The sequence below is a fragment of the Streptomyces sp. TAA486 genome (genome assembly GCF_000426165.1).
On sequence record NZ_AUEV01000001.1, the window covers coordinates 544,259 to 563,333 of the forward strand.

The 19,075-nt window shown below is 70.4% G+C and carries 17 protein-coding genes and 1 pseudogene; 9 read left to right on the forward strand and 9 right to left on the reverse strand.

The genetic code is table 11. The features are described 5' to 3' along the window. Positions 1 to 18 precede the first annotated feature (18 nt). Both I004_RS0102530 and I004_RS0102535 read left to right on the forward strand, forming a co-directional pair. The gene (locus I004_RS0102530; RefSeq protein ID WP_199779312.1) at positions 19 to 1,203 is read left to right on the forward strand and encodes a N5-glutamine methyltransferase family protein; all 1,185 of its coding nucleotides are present in this window, start codon (positions 19 to 21) and stop codon (positions 1,201 to 1,203) included. 399 nt (positions 1,204 to 1,602) lie between these two features. Then, complete coding sequence (locus I004_RS0102535) at positions 1,603 to 1,926, forward strand: hypothetical protein (protein WP_051344602.1); 324 nt, start codon at positions 1,603 to 1,605, stop codon at positions 1,924 to 1,926. A 207-nt stretch (positions 1,927 to 2,133) separates the two neighbouring features. Here the strand turns inward: I004_RS0102535 and sodN are convergent, their stop codons facing one another. Continuing rightward, positions 2,134 to 2,529, reverse strand: a complete 396-nt coding sequence (gene sodN, locus I004_RS0102540) for a superoxide dismutase, Ni (RefSeq protein WP_028434210.1) — start codon at positions 2,527 to 2,529, stop codon at positions 2,134 to 2,136. Between the two features lie 141 nt (positions 2,530 to 2,670). On the opposite strand from sodN, the pseudogene I004_RS40050 reads away from it, so the two are divergent. After that, positions 2,671 to 2,943, forward strand: a pseudogene (locus tag I004_RS40050) (S24 family peptidase); the annotation flags it as partial. Positions 2,944 to 3,035: 92 nt separating this feature from the next. Here I004_RS40050 and I004_RS0102545 read toward each other — a convergent pair. Further along, positions 3,036 to 3,722, reverse strand: coding sequence for a CGNR zinc finger domain-containing protein (locus I004_RS0102545; RefSeq protein ID WP_028434211.1), 687 nt, complete (start codon positions 3,720 to 3,722; stop codon positions 3,036 to 3,038). An 87-nt stretch (positions 3,723 to 3,809) separates the two neighbouring features. On the opposite strand from I004_RS0102545, the gene I004_RS0102550 reads away from it, so the two are divergent. Next, positions 3,810 to 4,643, forward strand: coding sequence for a class I SAM-dependent methyltransferase (locus I004_RS0102550; protein ID WP_051344603.1), 834 nt, complete (start codon positions 3,810 to 3,812; stop codon positions 4,641 to 4,643). Positions 4,644 to 4,772: 129 nt separating this feature from the next. On the opposite strand, the gene I004_RS0102555 is transcribed toward I004_RS0102550, so the two are convergent. Then, a complete protein-coding gene (locus I004_RS0102555; RefSeq protein WP_028434213.1) occupies positions 4,773 to 5,969 on the reverse strand; it encodes an NAD(P)-dependent malic enzyme in 1,197 nt (398 codons plus the stop codon). 678 nt (positions 5,970 to 6,647) lie between these two features. Between I004_RS0102555 and I004_RS0102560 the strand changes: the two genes are divergently transcribed. The 4 genes from I004_RS0102560 to I004_RS0102575 all read left to right on the forward strand — a co-directional run bounded on the left by I004_RS0102560 (position 6,648) and on the right by I004_RS0102575 (position 10,647). Next, on the forward strand, positions 6,648 to 7,604 hold the full coding sequence (locus I004_RS0102560; protein WP_028434214.1) for an ABC transporter substrate-binding protein: 957 nt from the start codon (positions 6,648 to 6,650) through the stop codon (positions 7,602 to 7,604). A gap of 263 nt (positions 7,605 to 7,867) precedes the next feature. Further along, the gene (locus tag I004_RS0102565; protein ID WP_028434215.1) at positions 7,868 to 8,833 is read left to right on the forward strand and encodes an amino acid ABC transporter permease; all 966 of its coding nucleotides are present in this window, start codon (positions 7,868 to 7,870) and stop codon (positions 8,831 to 8,833) included. Positions 8,834 to 8,838: 5 nt separating this feature from the next. Next, complete coding sequence (locus I004_RS0102570) at positions 8,839 to 9,591, forward strand: amino acid ABC transporter ATP-binding protein (RefSeq protein ID WP_028434216.1); 753 nt, start codon at positions 8,839 to 8,841, stop codon at positions 9,589 to 9,591. A 93-nt stretch (positions 9,592 to 9,684) separates the two neighbouring features. Then, positions 9,685 to 10,647, forward strand: a complete 963-nt coding sequence (locus tag I004_RS0102575; protein ID WP_028434217.1) for a zinc-binding dehydrogenase — start codon at positions 9,685 to 9,687, stop codon at positions 10,645 to 10,647. Positions 10,648 to 10,688: 41 nt separating this feature from the next. On the opposite strand, the gene I004_RS0102580 is transcribed toward I004_RS0102575, so the two are convergent. Further along, complete coding sequence (locus I004_RS0102580; RefSeq protein ID WP_028434218.1) at positions 10,689 to 11,210, reverse strand: DUF6624 domain-containing protein; 522 nt, start codon at positions 11,208 to 11,210, stop codon at positions 10,689 to 10,691. 283 nt (positions 11,211 to 11,493) lie between these two features. Here I004_RS0102580 and I004_RS0102585 point away from each other — a divergent pair, with 283 nt between their 5' ends. After that, a complete protein-coding gene (locus I004_RS0102585; RefSeq protein ID WP_028434219.1) occupies positions 11,494 to 12,090 on the forward strand; it encodes a Uma2 family endonuclease in 597 nt (198 codons plus the stop codon). Between the two features lie 25 nt (positions 12,091 to 12,115). Here I004_RS0102585 and I004_RS0102590 read toward each other — a convergent pair whose 3' ends face one another. The 5 genes from I004_RS0102590 to I004_RS31690 form a co-directional block, all read right to left on the reverse strand. Then, positions 12,116 to 13,129: a PadR family transcriptional regulator gene (locus I004_RS0102590; RefSeq protein WP_028434220.1), complete on the reverse strand. Its 1,014-nt coding sequence runs from the start codon at positions 13,127 to 13,129 to the stop codon at positions 12,116 to 12,118. 1 nt (position 13,130) lies between these two features. After that, a complete protein-coding gene (locus tag I004_RS31680; protein WP_051344604.1) occupies positions 13,131 to 13,991 on the reverse strand; it encodes a hypothetical protein in 861 nt (286 codons plus the stop codon). 201 nt (positions 13,992 to 14,192) lie between these two features. Next, the gene (locus I004_RS31685) at positions 14,193 to 15,929 is read right to left on the reverse strand and encodes a thiamine pyrophosphate-binding protein (RefSeq protein ID WP_051344605.1); all 1,737 of its coding nucleotides are present in this window, start codon (positions 15,927 to 15,929) and stop codon (positions 14,193 to 14,195) included. After that, the gene (locus I004_RS0102605) at positions 15,926 to 17,314 is read right to left on the reverse strand and encodes an MFS transporter (RefSeq protein WP_051344606.1); all 1,389 of its coding nucleotides are present in this window, start codon (positions 17,312 to 17,314) and stop codon (positions 15,926 to 15,928) included. The genes I004_RS31685 and I004_RS0102605 overlap by 4 nt, the downstream gene beginning before the upstream one ends. Then, the gene (locus I004_RS31690; RefSeq protein ID WP_037974583.1) at positions 17,311 to 18,993 is read right to left on the reverse strand and encodes an amidohydrolase; all 1,683 of its coding nucleotides are present in this window, start codon (positions 18,991 to 18,993) and stop codon (positions 17,311 to 17,313) included. Before I004_RS31690 ends, I004_RS0102605 begins: the two co-directional genes overlap by 4 nt. Between the last annotated feature and the right edge of the window lie 82 nt (positions 18,994 to 19,075).

The window sequence follows — 19,075 nt, forward strand, 5'->3', positions numbered from 1 at the left end:
GCGCCATAGGGTGGGCCGGTGAGCGAGCGCGAGCGGCCGGTGGCCGTCTGGACCGAGGACGGCGTCGAACGCACCGCACTGTGGCGTTCGGAGAGCGGCACGAAGCCCCCGCGTCACGTGCGCGTCGCGGACGACCGCATGACCGCCGACTCCGCCTACAAGCTGGCCTGCGAGGGCACTGCGCTGCTGTGGCGCGGCGACTATCACCAGGCGCGGCAGATGCTGTCCGCGCTGGCCCGCCGGGTCGACCGCAAGCCGCCGAAGACGGGCGGCAGTCCGCGCGAGACCTTCCACCTCCAGCGCCAGGCGCAGTCCCGGCGGGCGCGGATCCTGGGGATGCTGCTGGTGCCGCTCGACGCCGGGGACGGGGGCGGCGCCCGGGGCGAGGACGGTTGCGTCGTACCGCTCCGCCGTGCGCCGGACGTACGGGAGGCATGTCGCGAGGCGTACGGACCGCCGGAGGGCGGCGCGGCGCGGCACTCCCTCGTGGCGCTGCGCGAACTGCTCGGCATCATCGGCGCTCATGAGTGGCGGCACAGGGGAGTACCGGTACCGGCGCTGGGCGGTGAACACGTGCACCCGGCGTACGGGGTCTTCTCGCCGGTGCGCGGGGAGTACGTGGACCTGGTCGCCGGCACCGAACTGCCCCCGGGCGGGCTCGCGTTCGACATCGGCACGGGTACGGGGGTGCTGGCCGCGGTGCTCGCCCGGCGCGGGTTGGGACGCGTCGTCGCGACGGACCAGGACGAGCGGGCGCTGGCGTGCGCCCGCGAGAACGTCCAACGGCTGGGCGTTGAGGGGCAGGTGAGCGTCGTGGCCGCGGACCTCTTCCCGCCGGGCGCCGAACGGGCCTCGCTCGTCGTGTGCAACCCGCCCTGGCTGCCCGCGAAACCGGCCTCGCCGCTGGAGCACGCCGTGTACGACCCCGGAGGCCGTATGCTCCGCGGCTTCCTGTCCGGGCTGGCGGAGCGGCTGACCCCGGACGGCGAGGGCTGGCTGATCCTCTCCGACCTCGCCGAGCATCTTCAGCTGCGTACGCGCGAGGAGTTGCTGGCCTGGATCGCCGAGGCGGGCCTCGCTGTCGCCGGCCGCGAGGACACCCGTCCCCGGCACGCACGCTCGTCAGACGCCTCCGATCCGCTGCACTTCGCCCGCGGAGCGGAGGTCACGTCGCTGTGGCGGCTGAGGCGCACGGGGGACTGACCGGGGTTCCGGCGAACCCCCGGACGGGGCGATCCGGCATCACGAAGTGGCCCGCGAGGAACGGCCGTTCGCGGCCCCGCTGGTGAGCGGAAGCCGTCTCGCGATTCCTTGAGAGACCGGTGGCGCCCCGGAATCGTGTTCCGGCGGACGATGACCGACATCACGAGCCGCCGAGCACCGGCGAAGCCCCGGACCAGCTCGGCGCCTTCCGACCTGCCGGAAACACGAACAAGTCACTGGTCCGGACGCTGAGACCGCCCCGGGCGACGAACCGGTCCGGGGTACGTGCCGGGCCGGTCGTCCGGCCCGGCCCCCGCCGGTCCGCTCGCTTCCCTGTACCTTCCCTACCATCCTTCCCCCCCAGAAAGCGGAGAGGTGAATTCCCTGTACGGTCCGCGCGTGCTGCTGTGGTGCCTGGCAATCGGTGGCCTCTTCCTGGCTTTTGTCTCCCTGTCCGCGAACCAGCGCCCCCTCGCCGTCATGGGGTTCGTCCTCGTCATCCTCTGCCCCGGTCTGGCCGAGGCGTACGCGCAGCGCAGGCGGCGGAGCGACTGGTACCGCCGCGAGTTCGTGACGCAGGAGGAGTTCGTCAGCTCCCTGGACCGAGCCGGCCTGCGGCGCATCCGCGACGAGAAGGGGTTGGCGGAGGCGGTCCGCGCCCTGCGCCGCCGGCATCCGAAGCTCCCGTTGAAGGTTGCCGCGGAGACCGTCAAACAGCTCTGAACGGTCCGGACGACGGCCTTGTCCCGCGCGACTCCTCAACTACCGCCGCTGAAGGGCCGAATGGGCCTGAGCACGTAAAGGCACCGGTCGGCGCGGTACGCGCGCACATGGCCGGGCCGAAATGACCGCACCCGGTTCGCCATGGACGCCTTCGTGAGGCGCCGTGACGAACCGGGTGCGGTCGAAGCCCGGGAGGACGAAGGGCGGTCAGCCCTTCTTGGTCTCCCAGAAGATCTTGTCGATCTGGGCGATGTAGTCGAGGGCCTTCTGGCCAGTGGCCGGATCGGTCGAGCCCTTGGCCGTGGAGAGGGCCTTGAGGGTCTCGTTGACCAGCTGGTGCAGGTCCGGGTACTTCTCGAAGTGCGGGGGCTTGAAGTAGTCGCTCCACAGCACCGAGACGTGGTGCTTGGCCAGTTCGGCCCGCTCTTCCTTGATCGTGGTGGCGCGAGCGCGGTAGTGCGGGTCGTCGTTGGCCTGGTACTTCTCCTGGATGGCCTTGACCGACTCCGCCTCGATGCGGGCCTGCGCCGGGTCGTAGACACCGCAGGGCAGGTCACAGTGGGCGCTGACCTTGACCGTGGGCGCGAACAGACGGGAAAGCATAGAGCCGTCCTTCCTCGTGATCGTCTTCTCACCTGTGAGATTACTCCGTAGGGGAGGCCTTTTCGCGTGTGCCCCCGGGGGCTTAGGACAAAAGTCCAGTGTTGGGCGAACGTGAGGACGGGACCGAGGTGAGGCACACAGATGCCGGAGCGGGCGCGGGAATCGCCAGGGTACGGACAGCAGAGGAGCGGGGCTTTGAGCGGGTTGCTGAAGCGGATCGGGCTCGCCGAGGTCTACAACCCGTCGATGCTGCCGACACTGCGCCCCGGTGACCGTCTGGTCGTGAAATACGGTTCCCGCGTGCGCCCCGGAGCGGTCGTGCTGCTGCGGCATCCGCTCCAGCACGATCTGCTCATCGTCAAACGGGCCGTGGAGCGCCGTTCGGGTGGCTGGTGGGTGGTCGGTGACAATCCGCAGGTGCGCAATGACAGCCGGGAGTTCGGGGCCGTCCCGGACGATCTGATGGTGGCGCGCGCCTGGGTGCGGCTGCGGCCTCCGCGGGGGCCTCAGCGCTCCCTGCCGCCCGTACTGCCGTGGGTCTTCTCGGCGGTGCGGCCGCTGGTGGTGCTGCCGGCGGGGCGCTCCGGTAGAGCCTCCGCGTCCTCGTCCTCCCTGACGTCGTTGCTGTCCCGGCTCTCCAGGCGCTTGCGGGCGCGGTAGGCGGCCACGTTGGCGCGCGTGGCGCAGCGGTCGGAGCAGTAGCGGCGGGAGCGGTTCGTGGAGGTGTCCAGGTACGCCTTGCTGCACGGTGCCGCCTGGCAGATCCCGAGCCGTTCCACGCCCAGGTCGGTCAGGTGGAAGGCGAGGCCCATGCAGGCCGTCGCCGTGTAGCCGGCCGCCGCCGTGACGGGATGCTCCGCGAGGTGCATGTGCCAGCGGGGGCGTCCGTCGGCGGACAGGTCGCCGTGACCGCTGATCTGGGGGCTGGCGGGGAATTCCATGAGCAGCGCGTTGAGAAGGTCCACGGCACGCGTCTCGTCACCCTCCGAGGCAGCGCCGAAGACGGCGCGCAGGCGTGTCCGCACGGCCCGCAGCCGGGCCACATCGGCCTCCGTGGCCCGGCGGGCCGTCTGGCGGTTGGCGCCGCACAGCTCCCGCACGGACTCGACCGACGTGAGGGTGTCCACGCCGCGCTCGGGCTCCTCGGTGTTAACCAGGCGCACCGCGAAGTCGGAGTAATAGCTGAGTTCCACTTGTGGTCCTTACAGCAGCGGGGCTATCGTCGGCCGTGAAGGTAATGAGCGAGTACGGTCAGAGAGTATTACATCCAGGAGGATGGCGTGGCTGCCTACACGGACGACGCGGACATCGCAGGTGCCGGTGCCGACTGGCGAGCATGGCAGGAGAGTTGGGACCGGCAGCAGGAGTTCTACCTCCCGGACCGCGAGGAGCGGTTCCGGGTCATGCTCGACATGACCGAGGCCCTGGCCGCTCCCCCCGCCCCCGCGGAGGCGGACGGCACCGGTGCCCCCGGGCCGGTGGTGCTCGACCTGGCCTGCGGCACGGGCAGCATCTCCCGGCGGCTGCTGCGCCGCTTTCCCGGGGCGCAGTCCACCGGAGTCGATCTCGACCCGGCGCTGCTGATGATCGCGCGCGGCTACTTCGCCGGGGACGAGCGCGTGGAGTTCGTGAGCGGGGACCTGACCGACCCGGATTGGACGAACAAGCTCCCGCACCGCTCGTACGACGCGGTGCTCACCGCCACCGCCCTGCACTGGCTGCGCACCGACGAACTCGGCGTGCTCTACGGGCAGATCGCGGGCGTGCTGCGTGACGGCGGCGTGTTCATGAACGCCGACCACATGCCGGACGAGACCACGCCCCGCATCAACGAGGCGGCCCACACCTTCGACAAGGCGCGCCGTGAGCAGGCGGAGGAGCTGGGCAAGGAGGACTGGGCCGCCTGGTGGGACGGGCTGTCCCGGGAGCCCGCGGTGGCCGACGCCGTCGCCGTGCGCTTCCGCACCATCGGCAACCCGCTGGCCGGCGACCACTCCGACGGCGAGGTCCAGTCCGCGGCCCGCCATGCCGAACTGCTGCGCGCGGCGGGCTTCGCGGAGGCGCGGCCGGTGTGGAGCTCGCCCCTCGACGCGCTCGTGCTGGGCTTGAAGTAGCCACCGCGCGCCGGGAAGCCGTACGTGCATGAGGGCGGTACGGGCAGAGGCTGCCCGTACCGCCCTCACACGTGTGTCCGACCGTCCCGGCTCCCGCACATCCCGCGCGGGAGCCGGGTGACGGCGAGGTCAGCGGCGGGCGACGCCTTCCGCGCGTGCCGCCGCGGCGACCGCGGACGTCACGGCGGGAGCGACCCGCTCGTCGAACGGCGACGGGATGACGCAGTCCGCGCTCAACTCGTCGGAGACGACGGCCGCCAGGGCCTCGGCCGCGGCCAGCTTCATTCCCTCGGTGATGTCGGTTGCCCGAACCTGCAGGGCGCCGGCGAACACACCCGGGAAGGCCAGCACGTTGTTGATCTGGTTCGGGTAGTCGCTGCGGCCCGTGGCCACGACCGCCGCGTACTTGGAGGCGACGTCCGGGTGGATCTCCGGGTTCGGGTTGGCCATGGCGAAGACGAAGGAGTCCTCGGCGAGTGTGGCCACCGCCGACTCCGGGACCGTACCGCCGCTGACGCCGATGAAGACGTCGGCGCCGTCCATCACCGACTCGAGAGAACCGGTGCGCCCCTGCTTGTTGGTGAAGCCGGCCAACTCCCGCTTGACGTCGGTGAGATCGTCGCGGTCCGCGGAGACGACGCCCTTGCGGTCGCACACCACGACGTCGCCGATGCCCGCCTCCACGAGGATCTTGGCGATCGCGAAGCCCGCCGCGCCCGCACCCGAGATGACGGTGCGCAGGTCGCCGAGCAGGCGGTTGGTCAGGCGTGCGGCGTTGCGGAGCGCCGCGAGCGTGACGATGGCCGTGCCGTGCTGGTCGTCGTGGAAGACCGGCACGTCCAGGCGTTCCTTGAGCTTGGCCTCGATCTCGAAGCACCGGGGTGCCGCGATGTCCTCCAGGTTGACGCCGCCGAAGGACGGTGCGAGGCGCGCGACGGTCTCGACGATCTCGTCGGTCTCGCGGCAGTCCAGCGCGACCGGGAACGCGTCCACGCCGCCGAACTGCTTGAAGAGAATGGACTTGCCCTCCATCACCGGGAGGGATGCCTCCGCGCCGATGTCGCCCAGTCCCAGCACCGCGCTGCCGTCCGTGACGACGGCCACCACCTGGGACTTCCACGTGTAGTCGTCGACCAGCTCGGGCTGGCGCGCGATGGCGCTGCAGACCTTGGCCACGCCCGGCGTGTACGCGAGGGACAGTTCGTCCGCGTTGCGGACCGGGACGGTGGCCTGCACGGCCATCTTCCCTCCGCGGTGCAGAGCGAAGGCCGGATCGATCACGTCCTCGTCCAGTCCGTCCTTCGAATTGACGATCTCCGCTGCCACTTGTCGAACCCCTTTGTCGAAAACCTTTATGAGAGAGGCCGCTCCCTGGTTGAGGAACGGGCGGGCACCACGTACGCCGGCCGCGGCCCATGGCCCTGGTGGGAGCCCCGGGCGAGGCCCGGTTGGGGTCCCCCCAGGCCGCTCGGCCGAGGGGGCGGGTCCCCGGCCAGCTCGGCCGAGGGGGCGGGTCCCCCAGCCCACTGGGCCGAGGGGGAAGAGCGAACGCCGGGCGCGCCGCACACGCGCCCTGGTCCCCGGGTGAGGGGTGTAATCGACCTTTGTACCGGACGAAGCCCGTCGCTTACGACCCGCTTTCCCCATGACCGACAGCAGGCAACCGGACATTAACTGACAGAATGGTCCGAATGTGTGCGGCGGTCGAGTTTCTCTCGACCACAACACACCTGCCGGTGAAGGGTCTTCGGTGTAACCCGCGGATGTGCCCAAGGTCTCCTGCGGGTCTCCCCTCGAACGGAACGCGACTCGGTGTATGCGACGCGTGAGTGCCCTGTATGCGGAACCCGGCCTCCGTTATCCGATTTTGACTCGCGAGTCCTCTGTAACCGCTCGAACGGATGGCAGGATTTCCACCATCCATCGGCAGCATCCTTACGCGGCCGTGACACCCGAAGGTGTGTGCCCGACCGGACGCTCCCTCATCCGCAGGAGGACCCCGCAATGACCGCACGCAACTCCCGACGCCCGGCGGACGTGCGCCGCCGCAGCGCTCGTATGGCCGCGCCCATAGCCGTGCTGGTCACCGGCGCCCTGATGCTGACCGGCTGCGGCGACCAGACCGGCTCCGCGGACGGCGGCGCCGACAAACAGGGCAGCAAGGCCCCGCTCTTCGACAAGCTGCCGAAGAAGATCCAGAAGGCGGGCGTCGTCAAGGTCGGTACGGATGCCGCGTACAAGCCGATGGAGTACAAGGACGGGCAGAAGATCGTCGGACTCGACCCCGACCTCGCCAACGCGATGGGCGAGCAGCTCGGTGTGCGGTTCCAGTTCACCAACGGCACCTTCGACGGGCTGATCACCTCCATGCAGACCGGCCGCTTCGACATGATCATGTCGTCGATGACGGACACCAAGGACCGGCAGGAGGGCCTGGACGACAAGGGCAAGAAGGTCGGCAAGGGCGTGGACTTCGTCGACTACCTCACGGCCGGCTCCTCGATCCTCGTCAAGAAGGGCAACCCGGAGAAGATCGAGTCGGTGGACCAGCTGTGCGGGAAGAAGGTCGCCACGCAGCGCGGCACCACCTCGCACGAGATCCTGAAGAAGCAGATCGACAAGTGCAAGAAGAACCGTGAGCGGCCGCTGACGATCGAGCCGTTCGACACCGACGACGAGGCGCGCGTGCGGCTGAAGGCCGGCGGTGTCGTCGCCGACATCTCCGACTTCCCCGTCGCGGCCAACGCCGCGAAGAGCGGCGACGACTTCGAGGTCGTCGGCGAGCAGATGGAGTCCGCGCCGTACGGCATGGCCGTCTCCAAGGGCAACGACGAGCTCAGCGGCGCCCTCAAGGAAGCCCTGACGAAGATCATCGAGGACGGCTCCTACAAGAAGGCGCTCAAGAAGTGGGGCGTCGAGGACGGCGGAGTCTCCGAGGCGAAGATCAACAGCGGTACCTGAGCCGCCTCGCGGCCCACCGGCCGGCCGGTCCAGTCGTCACGGGACCGGCCGGCCGTGCCACGGCCACCGCGAACCGGCGTCGCGCCGATGCCCGCCGACAGCGATGTCCGCGAGTCCGCGACCGCCACTCCCGCATGGCGCCCGCCAGGGTCCCCCCAGTAAGTGCTGAGCGGGGGTCGCCCCCGGCCAGCCAGGGGAGTTCCCCCAGCTACCGCTGGGAGGTGCCCCCAACCCAGCCCACCGATCGACAGGCAGCAACATCCATGACCGCACCCCTCGACAAGGCGCCCAGCGGCGCCCCTCCGTCCGCCGGCACGGCACCCGAGGCGATCAAGGCGATACCCGTGCGGCATTACGGCCGCTACGTCTCCGCCGCCATCGTCATCGTGCTCCTCCTCCTCGTCGTCAAGGCGTTCGCGGAGGCGGACCTCACCTGGGGCTCGGTCGGCAGCTACTTGTTCAACGACCAGATCATGGAGGGTGTCAAGAACACCCTCGTCGTCAGCGTGCTGTCCATGCTGATGGGCCTGGTGCTCGGCATCGTCCTGGCAGTGATGCGGATGTCGAAGAACCCGGTCACCAACTCGGTGGCATGGGGCTACATCTGGTTCTTCCGCGGCACGCCCGTCTACGTGCAGCTGCTGCTGTGGTTCAACCTGGCGCTGATCTTCCCCGTCCTCAATCTCGGTCCGATCTACAAGGACGAGATGACGGACGTCATGACGCCGTTCATGGCAGCCCTGCTGGGACTCGGCCTGAACGAGGCGGCATACATGGCAGAGATCTGCCGCGCCGGCATCCAGTCCGTCGACGAGGGGCAGACCGAGGCCTCGCATGCGCTCGGCATGACCAACGGGCAGAACATGCGCCGGATCGTGCTGCCGCAGGCGATGCGCGTCATCGTGCCGCCGACCGGCAACGAGTTCATCAACCTGCTCAAGACCTCCGCCCTGTGCGCCGTCGTGCAGTACGAGGAGGTGCTGCGCAAGTCGCAGAACATCGGCAACAACTCGGGCGCCGTGGTGGAGATGCTGTTCGTCGCCACCATCTGGTTCCTCGTGATCACGACGGTCTTCAGCATCGGGCAGTTCTACCTGGAGCGGCACTACGCGCGGGGCTCGTCGCGGCAGCTGCCCGCGACCCCGTGGCAGCGGGCGCGGCAGCTGGTGTTCACCTTCAGCCGTGGTACGGGATCGGGCTCAGGCTCGGGAGCGGGAGGCGCCGCATGAGCGCGATGGTCAAGGCGGAGGCCGTACACAAGTCCTTCGGCCCGGTCGAGGTGCTCAAGGGCATCGACCTGGAGGTCGCGCCGCGCGAGGTGTTCTGCATCGTCGGGCCTTCGGGGTCGGGCAAGTCGACATTCCTGCGCTGCATCAACCACCTGGAGAAGATCAACGCGGGACGGCTGTACGTCGACGGCACGCTCGTCGGCTACCGCGAGCACGGCAACAAGCTCTACGAGCTGCGGGACCGCGAAGTCGCCGCGCAACGCCGTGACATCGGCATGGTCTTCCAGCGCTTCAATCTCTTCCCGCACATGACGGCGGTGGAGAACGTCATGGAGGCTCCGGTGCTCGTGAAGGGCGAGAGCAAGGCGAAGGCGCGGGAACGCGCTGCCGCCCTCCTCGACCGAGTGGGCCTCGCCGAGAAGACCGACAGCTACCCGGCGCAGCTCTCCGGCGGACAACAGCAGCGCGTCGCCATCGCCCGCGCGCTGGCGATGGAGCCCAAGCTGATGCTCTTCGACGAGCCGACCTCCGCACTCGACCCGGAGCTGGTCGGTGAGGTGCTGGACGTGATGCGCGACCTCGCCCAGGACGGCATGACGATGATCGTCGTCACGCACGAGATGGGCTTCGCACGCGAAGTCGGCGACTCGCTGGTCTTCATGGACGACGGTGTGGTCGTGGAGTCGGGCAACCCCCGGGACGTCCTCAGCGACCCGCAGCACGAGCGGACGAAGTCCTTCCTCTCCAAGGTGCTGTGAGGCGCGGAGCGCGTTCCGTGCGTCCGTGACATCTGTCGCTTCGCCGGGGCGGGGGGTGGCTGGTCATCCCCCCGCGCGAGTAGCGTCCGGACCATGTTTGCTGCATACGCCGCACGAATCGACAAGGATCAGCCGCTGGACGGACTGGAGCTGGGTGACCGTCCGGAACCGACGGTTCCGGACGGTTGGACCACCGTCGACGTCAAGGCGGCGTCGCTCAACCACCACGACCTGTGGTCCCTGCGTGGCGTCGGCCTCGGCGAAGAGCTGCTGCCGATGACCCTGGGGTGCGACGGCGCGGGCGTCGACGCCGACGGCAACGACGTCGTCCTGCACTCGGTCATCGGTGCCACCGGTCACGGCGTCGGCCCGAACGAGAAGCGCACCCTGCTGACGGAGAAGTACCAGGGCACGTTCGCCGAACGCGTCGCCGTCCCCAAGTGGAACGTGCTGCCCAAGCCGAAGGAGCTCTCCTTCGCAGAGGCCGCCTGTCTGCCCACGGCATGGCTGACCGCGTACCGGATGCTCTTCACGAACGCAGGTGTACGGCCCGGCGACAGCGTGCTCGTCCAGGGCGCGGGTGGCGGCGTCGCGACGGCCGCGATCGTGCTGGGTGCCGCCGCCGGCCTTCGGGTCTTCGCCACCAGCCGGGACGAGGACAAACGCAAGCGTGCCGTCGAACTCGGCGCGGAGGCCGCCGTGGAGACCGGTGCGCGGCTGCCCCAGCGCGTCGACGCGGTGCTGGAGACCGTGGGCGCCGCCACCTGGTCGCACTCGCTGAAGTCCCTCAAGCCCGGTGGAACCGTCGTCATTTCGGGTGCCACGAGCGGACCCAACCCGGACGCGACGGAGCTCAACCGGATCTTCTTCCTCGAACTGAAGGTCGTCGGCTCGACGATGGGCAGCAAGGAGGAACTGGCGTCGCTGCTGGACTTCTGCGCCGCCAAGGGCGTACGTCCCGTCATCGACTCGACGCTGCCGCTGGACCGGGCCCGCGAGGGCTTCGCGAAGATGGCGGACGGCGAGCTGTTCGGCAAGGTCGTGCTGACGGTCTGACCGGCTGAAGGACTGAGAGGGCGGGCCCGTCAGCAGTCCCGTCAGAGGGCCGGGGACGCGGGCGGTGCGTGACGCGCGGTGTAGCCGGCGAAGGGCTCGATGCCGGCTTCCGTGCGGCGCTCTTCCAGCCGGTCCGGTTCCTCGCAGGGCCACGGCACGGGCTCGCCGTCCCGCACGGTCGCGATCTGTGTGCCGCAGGGCTGCTCGCGTCCCTCGTTGACGTACGTACGGTCGCGGAGGAAGGCGAGTTGAGCAGCGCTCGACTCGCCCGCCTCCACCGCGCGTTCCATCAGCGCCAACGCCCGACGCTGCACGTCCAGTTGACGGTCCGCGTGCTGCGCGATCAGCCACGCTGCACGCGCCGCGTCCTCGCCGACCAGCGCCTCCGTCGGCCAGCCGTGCTCCGCCATGATCGCATTGAGGCGGTCGCCGTGCCGTGCGGTGAGCCGGCGCCAGAGGAGCTGTTCGGCGAAGTCCTCGCTGAGAGCTCCGGCGGACGCCTCGTGGTCGGCCGCCGCCATGCGCTTCAGCTCGTCGGCCAGTGCGGTGTGCGTCGCGTCCATCGGGTCCCGCTCCCTCTCGCTCGGTCTCCGTCTGTCGTCCGGGCTTCAGCGTAGGCGGGCGGAAGCGTGTGGAGATCATCTCGGGGAATGGTGCGCGCGGGGTTGTGAGCGGGGAGAATGGAGTCCTGCACGGGCAGGGTGACCAAGCCCCGGCACTAACACGGTGGGCCGGGGCGTGTATCGCGAAAGCGTCACCTGCGCCGCTTTCGAATGAGTGTCCGCTGCCGCGGGCGCGCCGACGTGGCCAGCCTGGGATCGTCGGCCGGTGACGAAGGAGGTCCACGTGACGATGGCAGCCCCAGAGCGTGAATCCGACGTGGCGGCCGGCGACGGTACGGAGTCATCGGTGGAGTACGCCTTCGACGCGTTGAGCGCGGCATCCCCCGAGGGGTGGCGCGTGGAGTTGATCGAGGGGGAGATCCACGTGGTACCACCGGCCAACGGCGAGCACGAAGAGATCGTGTCCGAGGTGTCGGACCAGGTGACGGAACGTCGCAGGGACAGGGAGTTGCGCACATACACCGGCCTCGGACTGTTCGTCCCCGATGCCTCGTCAACCGGCAAGGTCGTCCCGGACCTGGTCATCGCCCCCAAGGGCAGCTTCGGCGACAACGCGGAGTACCACGACCCCGCTCCCGTCATGCTCGTCGGCGAGGTGACCTCCCGTTCGACAGCTCCGCAGGACCGCGGGCCGAAGCTGCGGGGATATGCACGCGCCGGCATTCCCTGCTATCTGCTGGTCGACCGTGAGGCCGGCGAGGTCGTCGTGTTCTCCGAACCTGCCGGTGACTCATACACCCGCAGGGCCGAGGCGAAGCTGTCCAAGACGGTCGAGCTGCCCGAGCCGCTGGGGTTCGAGCTGGACACCGGGCAGTTCTGAGGCCCGGTACCGGCCCTGAGACGGCTCACTCGCCGCCGTCACGCTCCCCGTTGCGCCCGGGATCGCGGAGCAGGGCGACCAGGTGGGCCGCCCCGGCCGAGAGCTGACGGCGCGCCTCGCGCAGTTGCTGCTCGTTCACGCCGTGATCGCGTGCCGCGTCGCGTACATCGTCGCGGAAGTGGTCGAGGAGGCGCTCCAGGTCCCGTCCGGGATCGTCGCTCGGGGTGTCCTGTTCCGTCGCCCAGTCGGGGGCCTGGGGGCCCGCCGCCTCGCCGCCGCCTTCGGAGGACTCTTGGCGCGAGTACGGGAACCAGGACGTGGCGTGTTCCGTGATGCGGCCCAAGTTGCCCATCTCGCGGGCGAGTTCGGACATGCCGTCGCGGACCGCCCCCGGCCAGTCACCCGACTTCGCCCGTGACTGGACCTGCTCCTGCACCTGCCGAGCGATGCGCTGCACCTCCTCGACGGCGGCCGCGCGCGCCTGGGCCTCCTTCGCCTGGCGCTTGGCCTGCTGGGTCTCCTTCTTGGCACGGCGGGCCTGTTCCTTCCACTCCTCCTTGGCCCGCTTCATCTCCTCCTTGGCCTGCTGCCATGCCTCCTTCTCGGCCATGCCGGGCCAGCCGCCGGAAAGTCCGCCCGTTCCTTCCGCACGGGTACGGCGGGCCTGCTCGCGCATCTCGCGCCGCAGATCGCGGGCGGAGCCACTGACGTCCTCGCGGATGTCGGCGGCCAGGGACGTCAGGGATTCGCTGATCTCGACCTCCAGCTCCGCCAACTCGTCCTCGCGTTCGGCCAGTTCGGCGCGGCCCGCGTCGGTGATCGAGTAGACCTTGCGGCCGCCGCCCTCGGTGGTGTGACTGACCAGGCCCTCGGCCTCCAGCTTGGCCAGGCGCGGGTAGACGGTGCCCGCCGACGGCGCGTACAGCCCCTGGAAGCGCTCCTCCAGCAGCCGGATCACTTCGTAGCCGTGCCGCGGCGCCTCGTCGAGGAGCTTGAGCAGATAGAGGCGGAGTCGGCCGTGAGCGAAGACGGGAGGCATGTCAGGCGTCCTTGCTGAGGAGGAGGTCGTCGTCGTGGATCGGCTCGGCGCGCCGCAGGAGCGCGATGGAGCCCGAGACGCTGCTGGCCTGCAGCCGGCCGCTGCCGGTGCCGAGGGTGCCCTTGACCTTCTTCGCGCCCCACAGCCCCTCGACCTTCAGCTCGTCGAAGGCGCTGGAGACGCCGCCGCTCGCGGTGCTCACCTCCACGGTGGCGTCCACGGGGTTCGACATGCGCAGGGCGACCTCGCCGGAGACGGTGCCGACGGCGACGTCCGTCTCACCTTCGCTGCCGCCGGTGTCCAGGTCGAGGATCATGGAGCCGCTGACCGAATCGGCCTTGACGGCGGGCCGGCCGTCGATGACCGTCAGGTCGCCGGAGACGGAGTTGAATCCGATCCTGCCGGTGACGCCCTGCGCCTCGACGTTGCCGGAGACGGTCTCGGCGCGGACCGGGCCGTCGATCCCGACGAGAGTGGTGTCGCCGCTGACCCCGCGCAGATCCGTACGCCCCGTGACGCCGGAGACGAAAGCGTTCGCTCCGACGACGCCGACGGAGAGCCGCACATGAGCGGGCACCGAGACCGAGACGACCACGTGGCGGTTCCAGCCCTTGCGGTCCAGCCACTTGAGGAAACCCTTCCAGGGGACGTCCTCGTAGGCGACGACCAGTGAGTCGCCCTCGCGCGTCACCGTGAGCGGCGGCCCCTCCACCTCACCGACCTCGACGCGGGCGCCCGGCTCGCCGGTGCCGACGACATTGACGCTGCCGCCCACGATGCGTACCTGGAGCGATTCGACGGGGTCGTCGAGGTGGAGGGTCTGTGGCTCGGAGATCGACCACGAGGAGCGTTCGGCGGGCACGGCGGCCTCCCGGGTAGGCGTACGGCGGCGGCGAGCCCGAACGCCGCCGACCGCCGTCGCCGGAAAGCCACGGCACACAGCGACATATCGCGTTCGCTCAGGAACACGATATGTCGTGTGTGGGCCGGGAGGCAAGCACACGTGCGTACCGGCCCCCGCGCGGCCCTGCCGACAGGGTGCCCGGTCGCCTCCCGGACGGGTTCACCGGGGTCCGGCGGACTCCCGGGCGGCCTGTTCACGCAGGGAGGTGACCGTCATGCCCGGGGCGAGGCGGCCCTCCGCGGGACGCAGCGCGATCAACGCGGCTCTGCCGGAACGGCAGTTGGCGAGGGAGCGCTCCAGGGCGGGGGCGAACTCCTCGGTGGCGCTGACCGTTTCGCCGTGGGCGCCGAACGCGCGGGCGTAGGCGGCGAAGTCCGGGTTGACCAGGTCGGTGCCGCTGACGCGTCCGGGGTGGGCGAGTTCCTGGTGTTTGCGGATCGTGCCGTAGGTGCCGTTGTCGACGACGAGGATCAGCGGTGCCGCGTCCTCGGCGACGGCGGTGGAGAGTTCCTGGCCGTTCATCAGGAAGCAGCCGTCGCCCGCGAAGGTCACGACCTGGCGCCCCGGCATGGTGACCGCAGCGGCCACGCCGGCGGGGACGCTGTAGCCCATCGAGCCGTTGCGGGGCGCGAGTTGGCGCATGCCCTCACGGTAGGTGAGGAAGCGCTGAGCCCACAGCGCGTAGTTGCCGGCGCCGAACGTGACGACGGCGTCGGCGTCGAGCCGGGCGTCGAGCGTGGCGAACACGGCGCCGAGGTCGAGGGGTTCGGGGTCGTGCAGCGTACGGCGGAACTCCAGATGGGCGGCCCGGTCCGCACGGGTGATGTCCGCCCAGGGCACGGGTGCGGTGGGCCGGAGATCCGCGACGGCCCCGGCGAACGCCGCCGGTGCGGCGAGCAGCGTGAGGTCACCACGGTGCCAGGCGCCGGGCGGCGGCCACTCCGGAAGCACATGGACGATCCGCCGTGAGGCATCCGGTCCTTCAGGCAGCTCCAGCAGCGTGTAGCCGTCCGTGCTGACGTCGCCGGGTGCGGCGCCGACGCAGATCAACAGGTCCGCCGAGCTGAGCCGTTCGGCGAGTGCCGCCGAGCGTCCGTAGCCCAGGTTCCCGGCGAAAATGTCGCTGTCCCCGGGTATCAGGTCCTGGCAGCGGAAGTCGACGGCCACGGGGAGCGACCACGCCTCGGCCCAGGCCCGCACGTCCTTGCGCGCGGCCTCGGTCCAGGGGCTGCCGCCCAGCACGACAAGTGGACGCGCCGCCTGCGCCAACAGAGCTTCCAGCTCCCGGAGTTGCTCGGGAGACACGGCGCCCTCGGGCACCGGCAGCGGCAGCGCGTCCGGTACGCGTGCCGTGTCGGTGAGCATGTCCTCGGGCAGTCCGACGACCACCGGCCCGGGCCTGCCGCCCCTCGCGACGGCGAACGCGCGGGCCGTGATCTCCGGGAGGCGCTCCGCCTCGTCGGCCGTCTCGACCAGCTTGGCGTTCGCGCCGAACGTTCCGCGCAGATCGAACTCCTGGAACCCCGCACGGCCGGTGTGGCGACGCGGCACCAGACCGACGAAGAGGACCAGTGGCGTCGCGTCCTGGTGAGCGGTGTGCAGCGCGACCAGCGCGTTCGCCGCGCCGGGGCCGCGGGTCGTGAAGCAGACACCGGGGCTGCCGGTGAGCTTCCCCGCGGCCTCGGCCATGTAGGCCGCGCCGCCTTCCTGGCGGCAGACGACCATCCGTACGGAGGAGTCGTGCAGGGCGTCCAGGACCTCGAGATAGCTCTCGCCCGGCACCCCGAAGACCGTCCCGACGCCGTGCGCCGCCAGCTGGTCGACGAGTATCTGCCCGCCGGTGCGCGGGAGTTGCTCTTCCGACTGCGTCTGCTCCTGCTGCTGTCGCTGTGTCACGCGATCGCCTTCGACGTCTCGTGCTGCTTGCTGGGGTCGTGGCCCAGACGCCTCCCCAGTTGTGGACCGGCGAGGTACGAGCCGACGGCCGTGCACCCCGCGATGAGGATCAGCAGCAACGCGGCGGTCCACGAGGCGCCACCGGAGAGCCCCAGCAGCGAGGCGGCCACGAGCGGAACGAACCCGGACAGCACGCCTGCCAGGTTGTACGACATGGCGACGGCGCTGTAGCGGAAGTTCTCGGGGAACATCCCGGAGACGACGGCGCCGATCGGCGCGTACGGGATGGAGATCGCGCCGATGCCCAGCGCGACGCCCAGGATGACGAGCGGTGTGCTCTTCGTGTCGACGAGCCAGAACGTCGGGAAGGCCGCGAGCACGGAGACGATGCCGCCCACCACGCACACCTTCCACGGGCCGGCCCGGTTGGCGATCCGGCCGCCCACCACGAGCACGCCGATCTCGACGACCGCACCGACGAGCGTCGCGTTGAGCATCACGGACTTGTCCACGCCGAGCTGTTCGGTGCCGTAGGAGATGATGAACGTCGTCAGCAGGAAGAATCCCCCGATGCCGAGGAACGCGGCGGCGATCCCGATGAGGATCCGCCCCCAGGTGCGGCGGAAGGCCTCGAGCAGCGGCGCCGGCGGCGGCCCGTTCTTCTCGCTCTCGGCCATCATCGCCTTGAACACGGGAGATTCCTCGATCCGCAGCCTCATGTAGAGGGCGACGAGGAGCAGCACGAAGGCGAACAGGAACGGTATGCGCCAGCCCCAGGAGTAGAACGCCGCGTCGGGCAGCATGCCCACCAGTGCGAAGGCGCCGCTGGAAAGCAACGTGCCGACAGGGGAGCCGAGTTGGGGGACGGCGGAGTAACTGCCGTGCTTCTCACGGGGAGTGTGCTCCAGCGTCAGCAGCATCGCGCCGCTCCACTCGCCGCCCACGGAGATGCCCTGCAGGAAGCGGAGCGTGGCCAGCAGCGCCGGTGCCCAGATGCCGATGCTCCCGTAGCCGGGCAGCAGCCCGATGCAGCCGGTCGTGACGCCCATCAGCACGACCGTCATGATCAGGGCCGTGCGCCGCCCGTACCGGTCGCCGATGTGCCCGAAGATCGCGGCGCCGATCGGGCGGGCGACGAAGCCGACCGCGAAGGTGATGAACGAGGCGATGGTGCCGACGGCCGGATCCAGGCTCGGGAAGAAGAGCTTGTTGAAGACGAGGGCCGCGGCGGTGCCGTAGAGGAAGTAGTCGTACCACTCGAGTGCCGTGCCGATGAAGGCCGCAGACAGCAGGCGCTTGATGTCGGCGGTGCTCGCGGTCTTCCCGGCAGTTGAGGTCTCATCGGACGTGGGTGTGGAGGGGGACGGGGGAGGGGAGGTGCTCATGCGGTCTCCTCGGGGACGGTGACCAGACTGTGCGGATCGTGGGCGGCGTCACCGCCGACGGCGGTGGCGAGGACGTTGATGGCGCCGATGCGGTCGGCGTCCGTGCGGAGGGGGTCGGCGTCGAGTACGGCGAAGTCGGCGAGCATGCCCGGCCGCAGGCGGCCCTTGGTGCTCGCGGCGCCCGTCGCGCGCGCCGAGCCGACCGTCCAGGCACGCAGCGCGCTCTCGGCGGTGACGCGTTCGTCCGGGCCGAAGGGCGCGCCCGAATCGGTCAGCCGGCGCACCATCGCCTCGATGGCGGGCAGCGGCGCACCGGGGGCGACGGGGCGGTCGGAGGAACCCGGAACGCTCAGCCCGAGGTCGAGGAACGAGCGAAGCCGGTACGTCCAACCGGTCCGCTCAGGGCCGAGGTTGGCGGCCATGGCGTCGCCGAATGCCGCGAGGAAGTTGTGCTGCGGCACGGGCACGACACCCAGTCCGGCGAAGCGCCGCAGCTGCTCGGGACGCACGATCCCGGCGTGCTCGATGCGGTGGATCACGTCCGGGCGTGGATGTTCGCGCTGCGCGCGCTCGTACGTGTCGAGAGCCAGGTCGACGGCCCGGTCGCCGATCGCATGCGCGGCGACGCTCCAGCCGGCGCGGTGCGCGGCCAGTACCAGGCCGGTCATCGCGTCGGGGTCGTCCTGGAAGTAGCCCGTCTGCTGCGCGTTGCCGGCGCCGGGGGCGTGGCCGCAGCCGCAGAAGGGTTCGGTGACGGCCGCGGTGCGGCCCAGGAGCGAGCCGTCCAGGAAGATCTTCACCGGGCCGACCGACAGCCGGTCGTCACCGAGGCCCGTGCGCAGCCCCAGGTCGAGCCCCGTGGTGATGCCGTCGCCCGGGTGCGCGCCGCTCAGCGGGTGCAGCGCGTCCGAGGCGATCATCAGCTGGGCACGGTTGTTCAATCGGCCGGTGTCCAGGGCGAGTTGGTAAGCGGCGAGTTCGACGGGCGTCTGACCGATCCAGCCGCCGCCGATGCCTGCCTCGGTGAAGCTGGTGATGCCCTCGGCGAGGTAGCGGCGCGTCGCGGCCTGGACCGCGTCGGCGACGGTCTCCACCGAGTACGGAAGCACCTGGTCCTGCGCGAGCTGCTGCGCGGTCTCCTCCAGCAGGCCGTCGGGACTGCCGTCCGCGTCCCGGGACATGACCCCGCCGACGGGTGCCTCGAAGCCGGGGTCCAGCGCTCCGGCGCGCCGCAGCACCTCGCTGCTGACGTAACACAGGTGCCCCGAGTTGTGCTTGAGCCATACGGGACGCCCTCCGGCAGCGCGGTCCAGCGCTTCGCGGTGGGGGCGGCCGCCGGTCCGGTGATGGTCGAGCCCCGCGCCGACGACCCAGGCGCCCCCGGGGAGGGTCGCCGCGTGCCGGCCGACCGCCGCGTAGACCTCGTCCAGGGAGCGTGCGGTGGACAGGTCGAGCTGGGAGAGCGTGAGCCCGTACCAGGCGGTGTGGCAGTGGGCGTCGTTGAACCCCGGGACCACGGTGGCGCCACTGGCATCCATGACACGGTGGGCGCGCAGCCCCTCGATCTCCTCGTCCATGCCGACGACGCGGCCGTGCAGCACGCCCATGCTCCGCGCCGAGGGGCGGTCCTCGTCCAGGGTGACGATGTTCGCGTCCCGGACGATCAGATCAAGTCGCATGCGTGGGTACTCCGTACTCCTCGTCGCCGTTCCCCGTCCTCGCTCCGGGTCTCCGTCCGGCCTCAGACCCGGACTCGGTGCG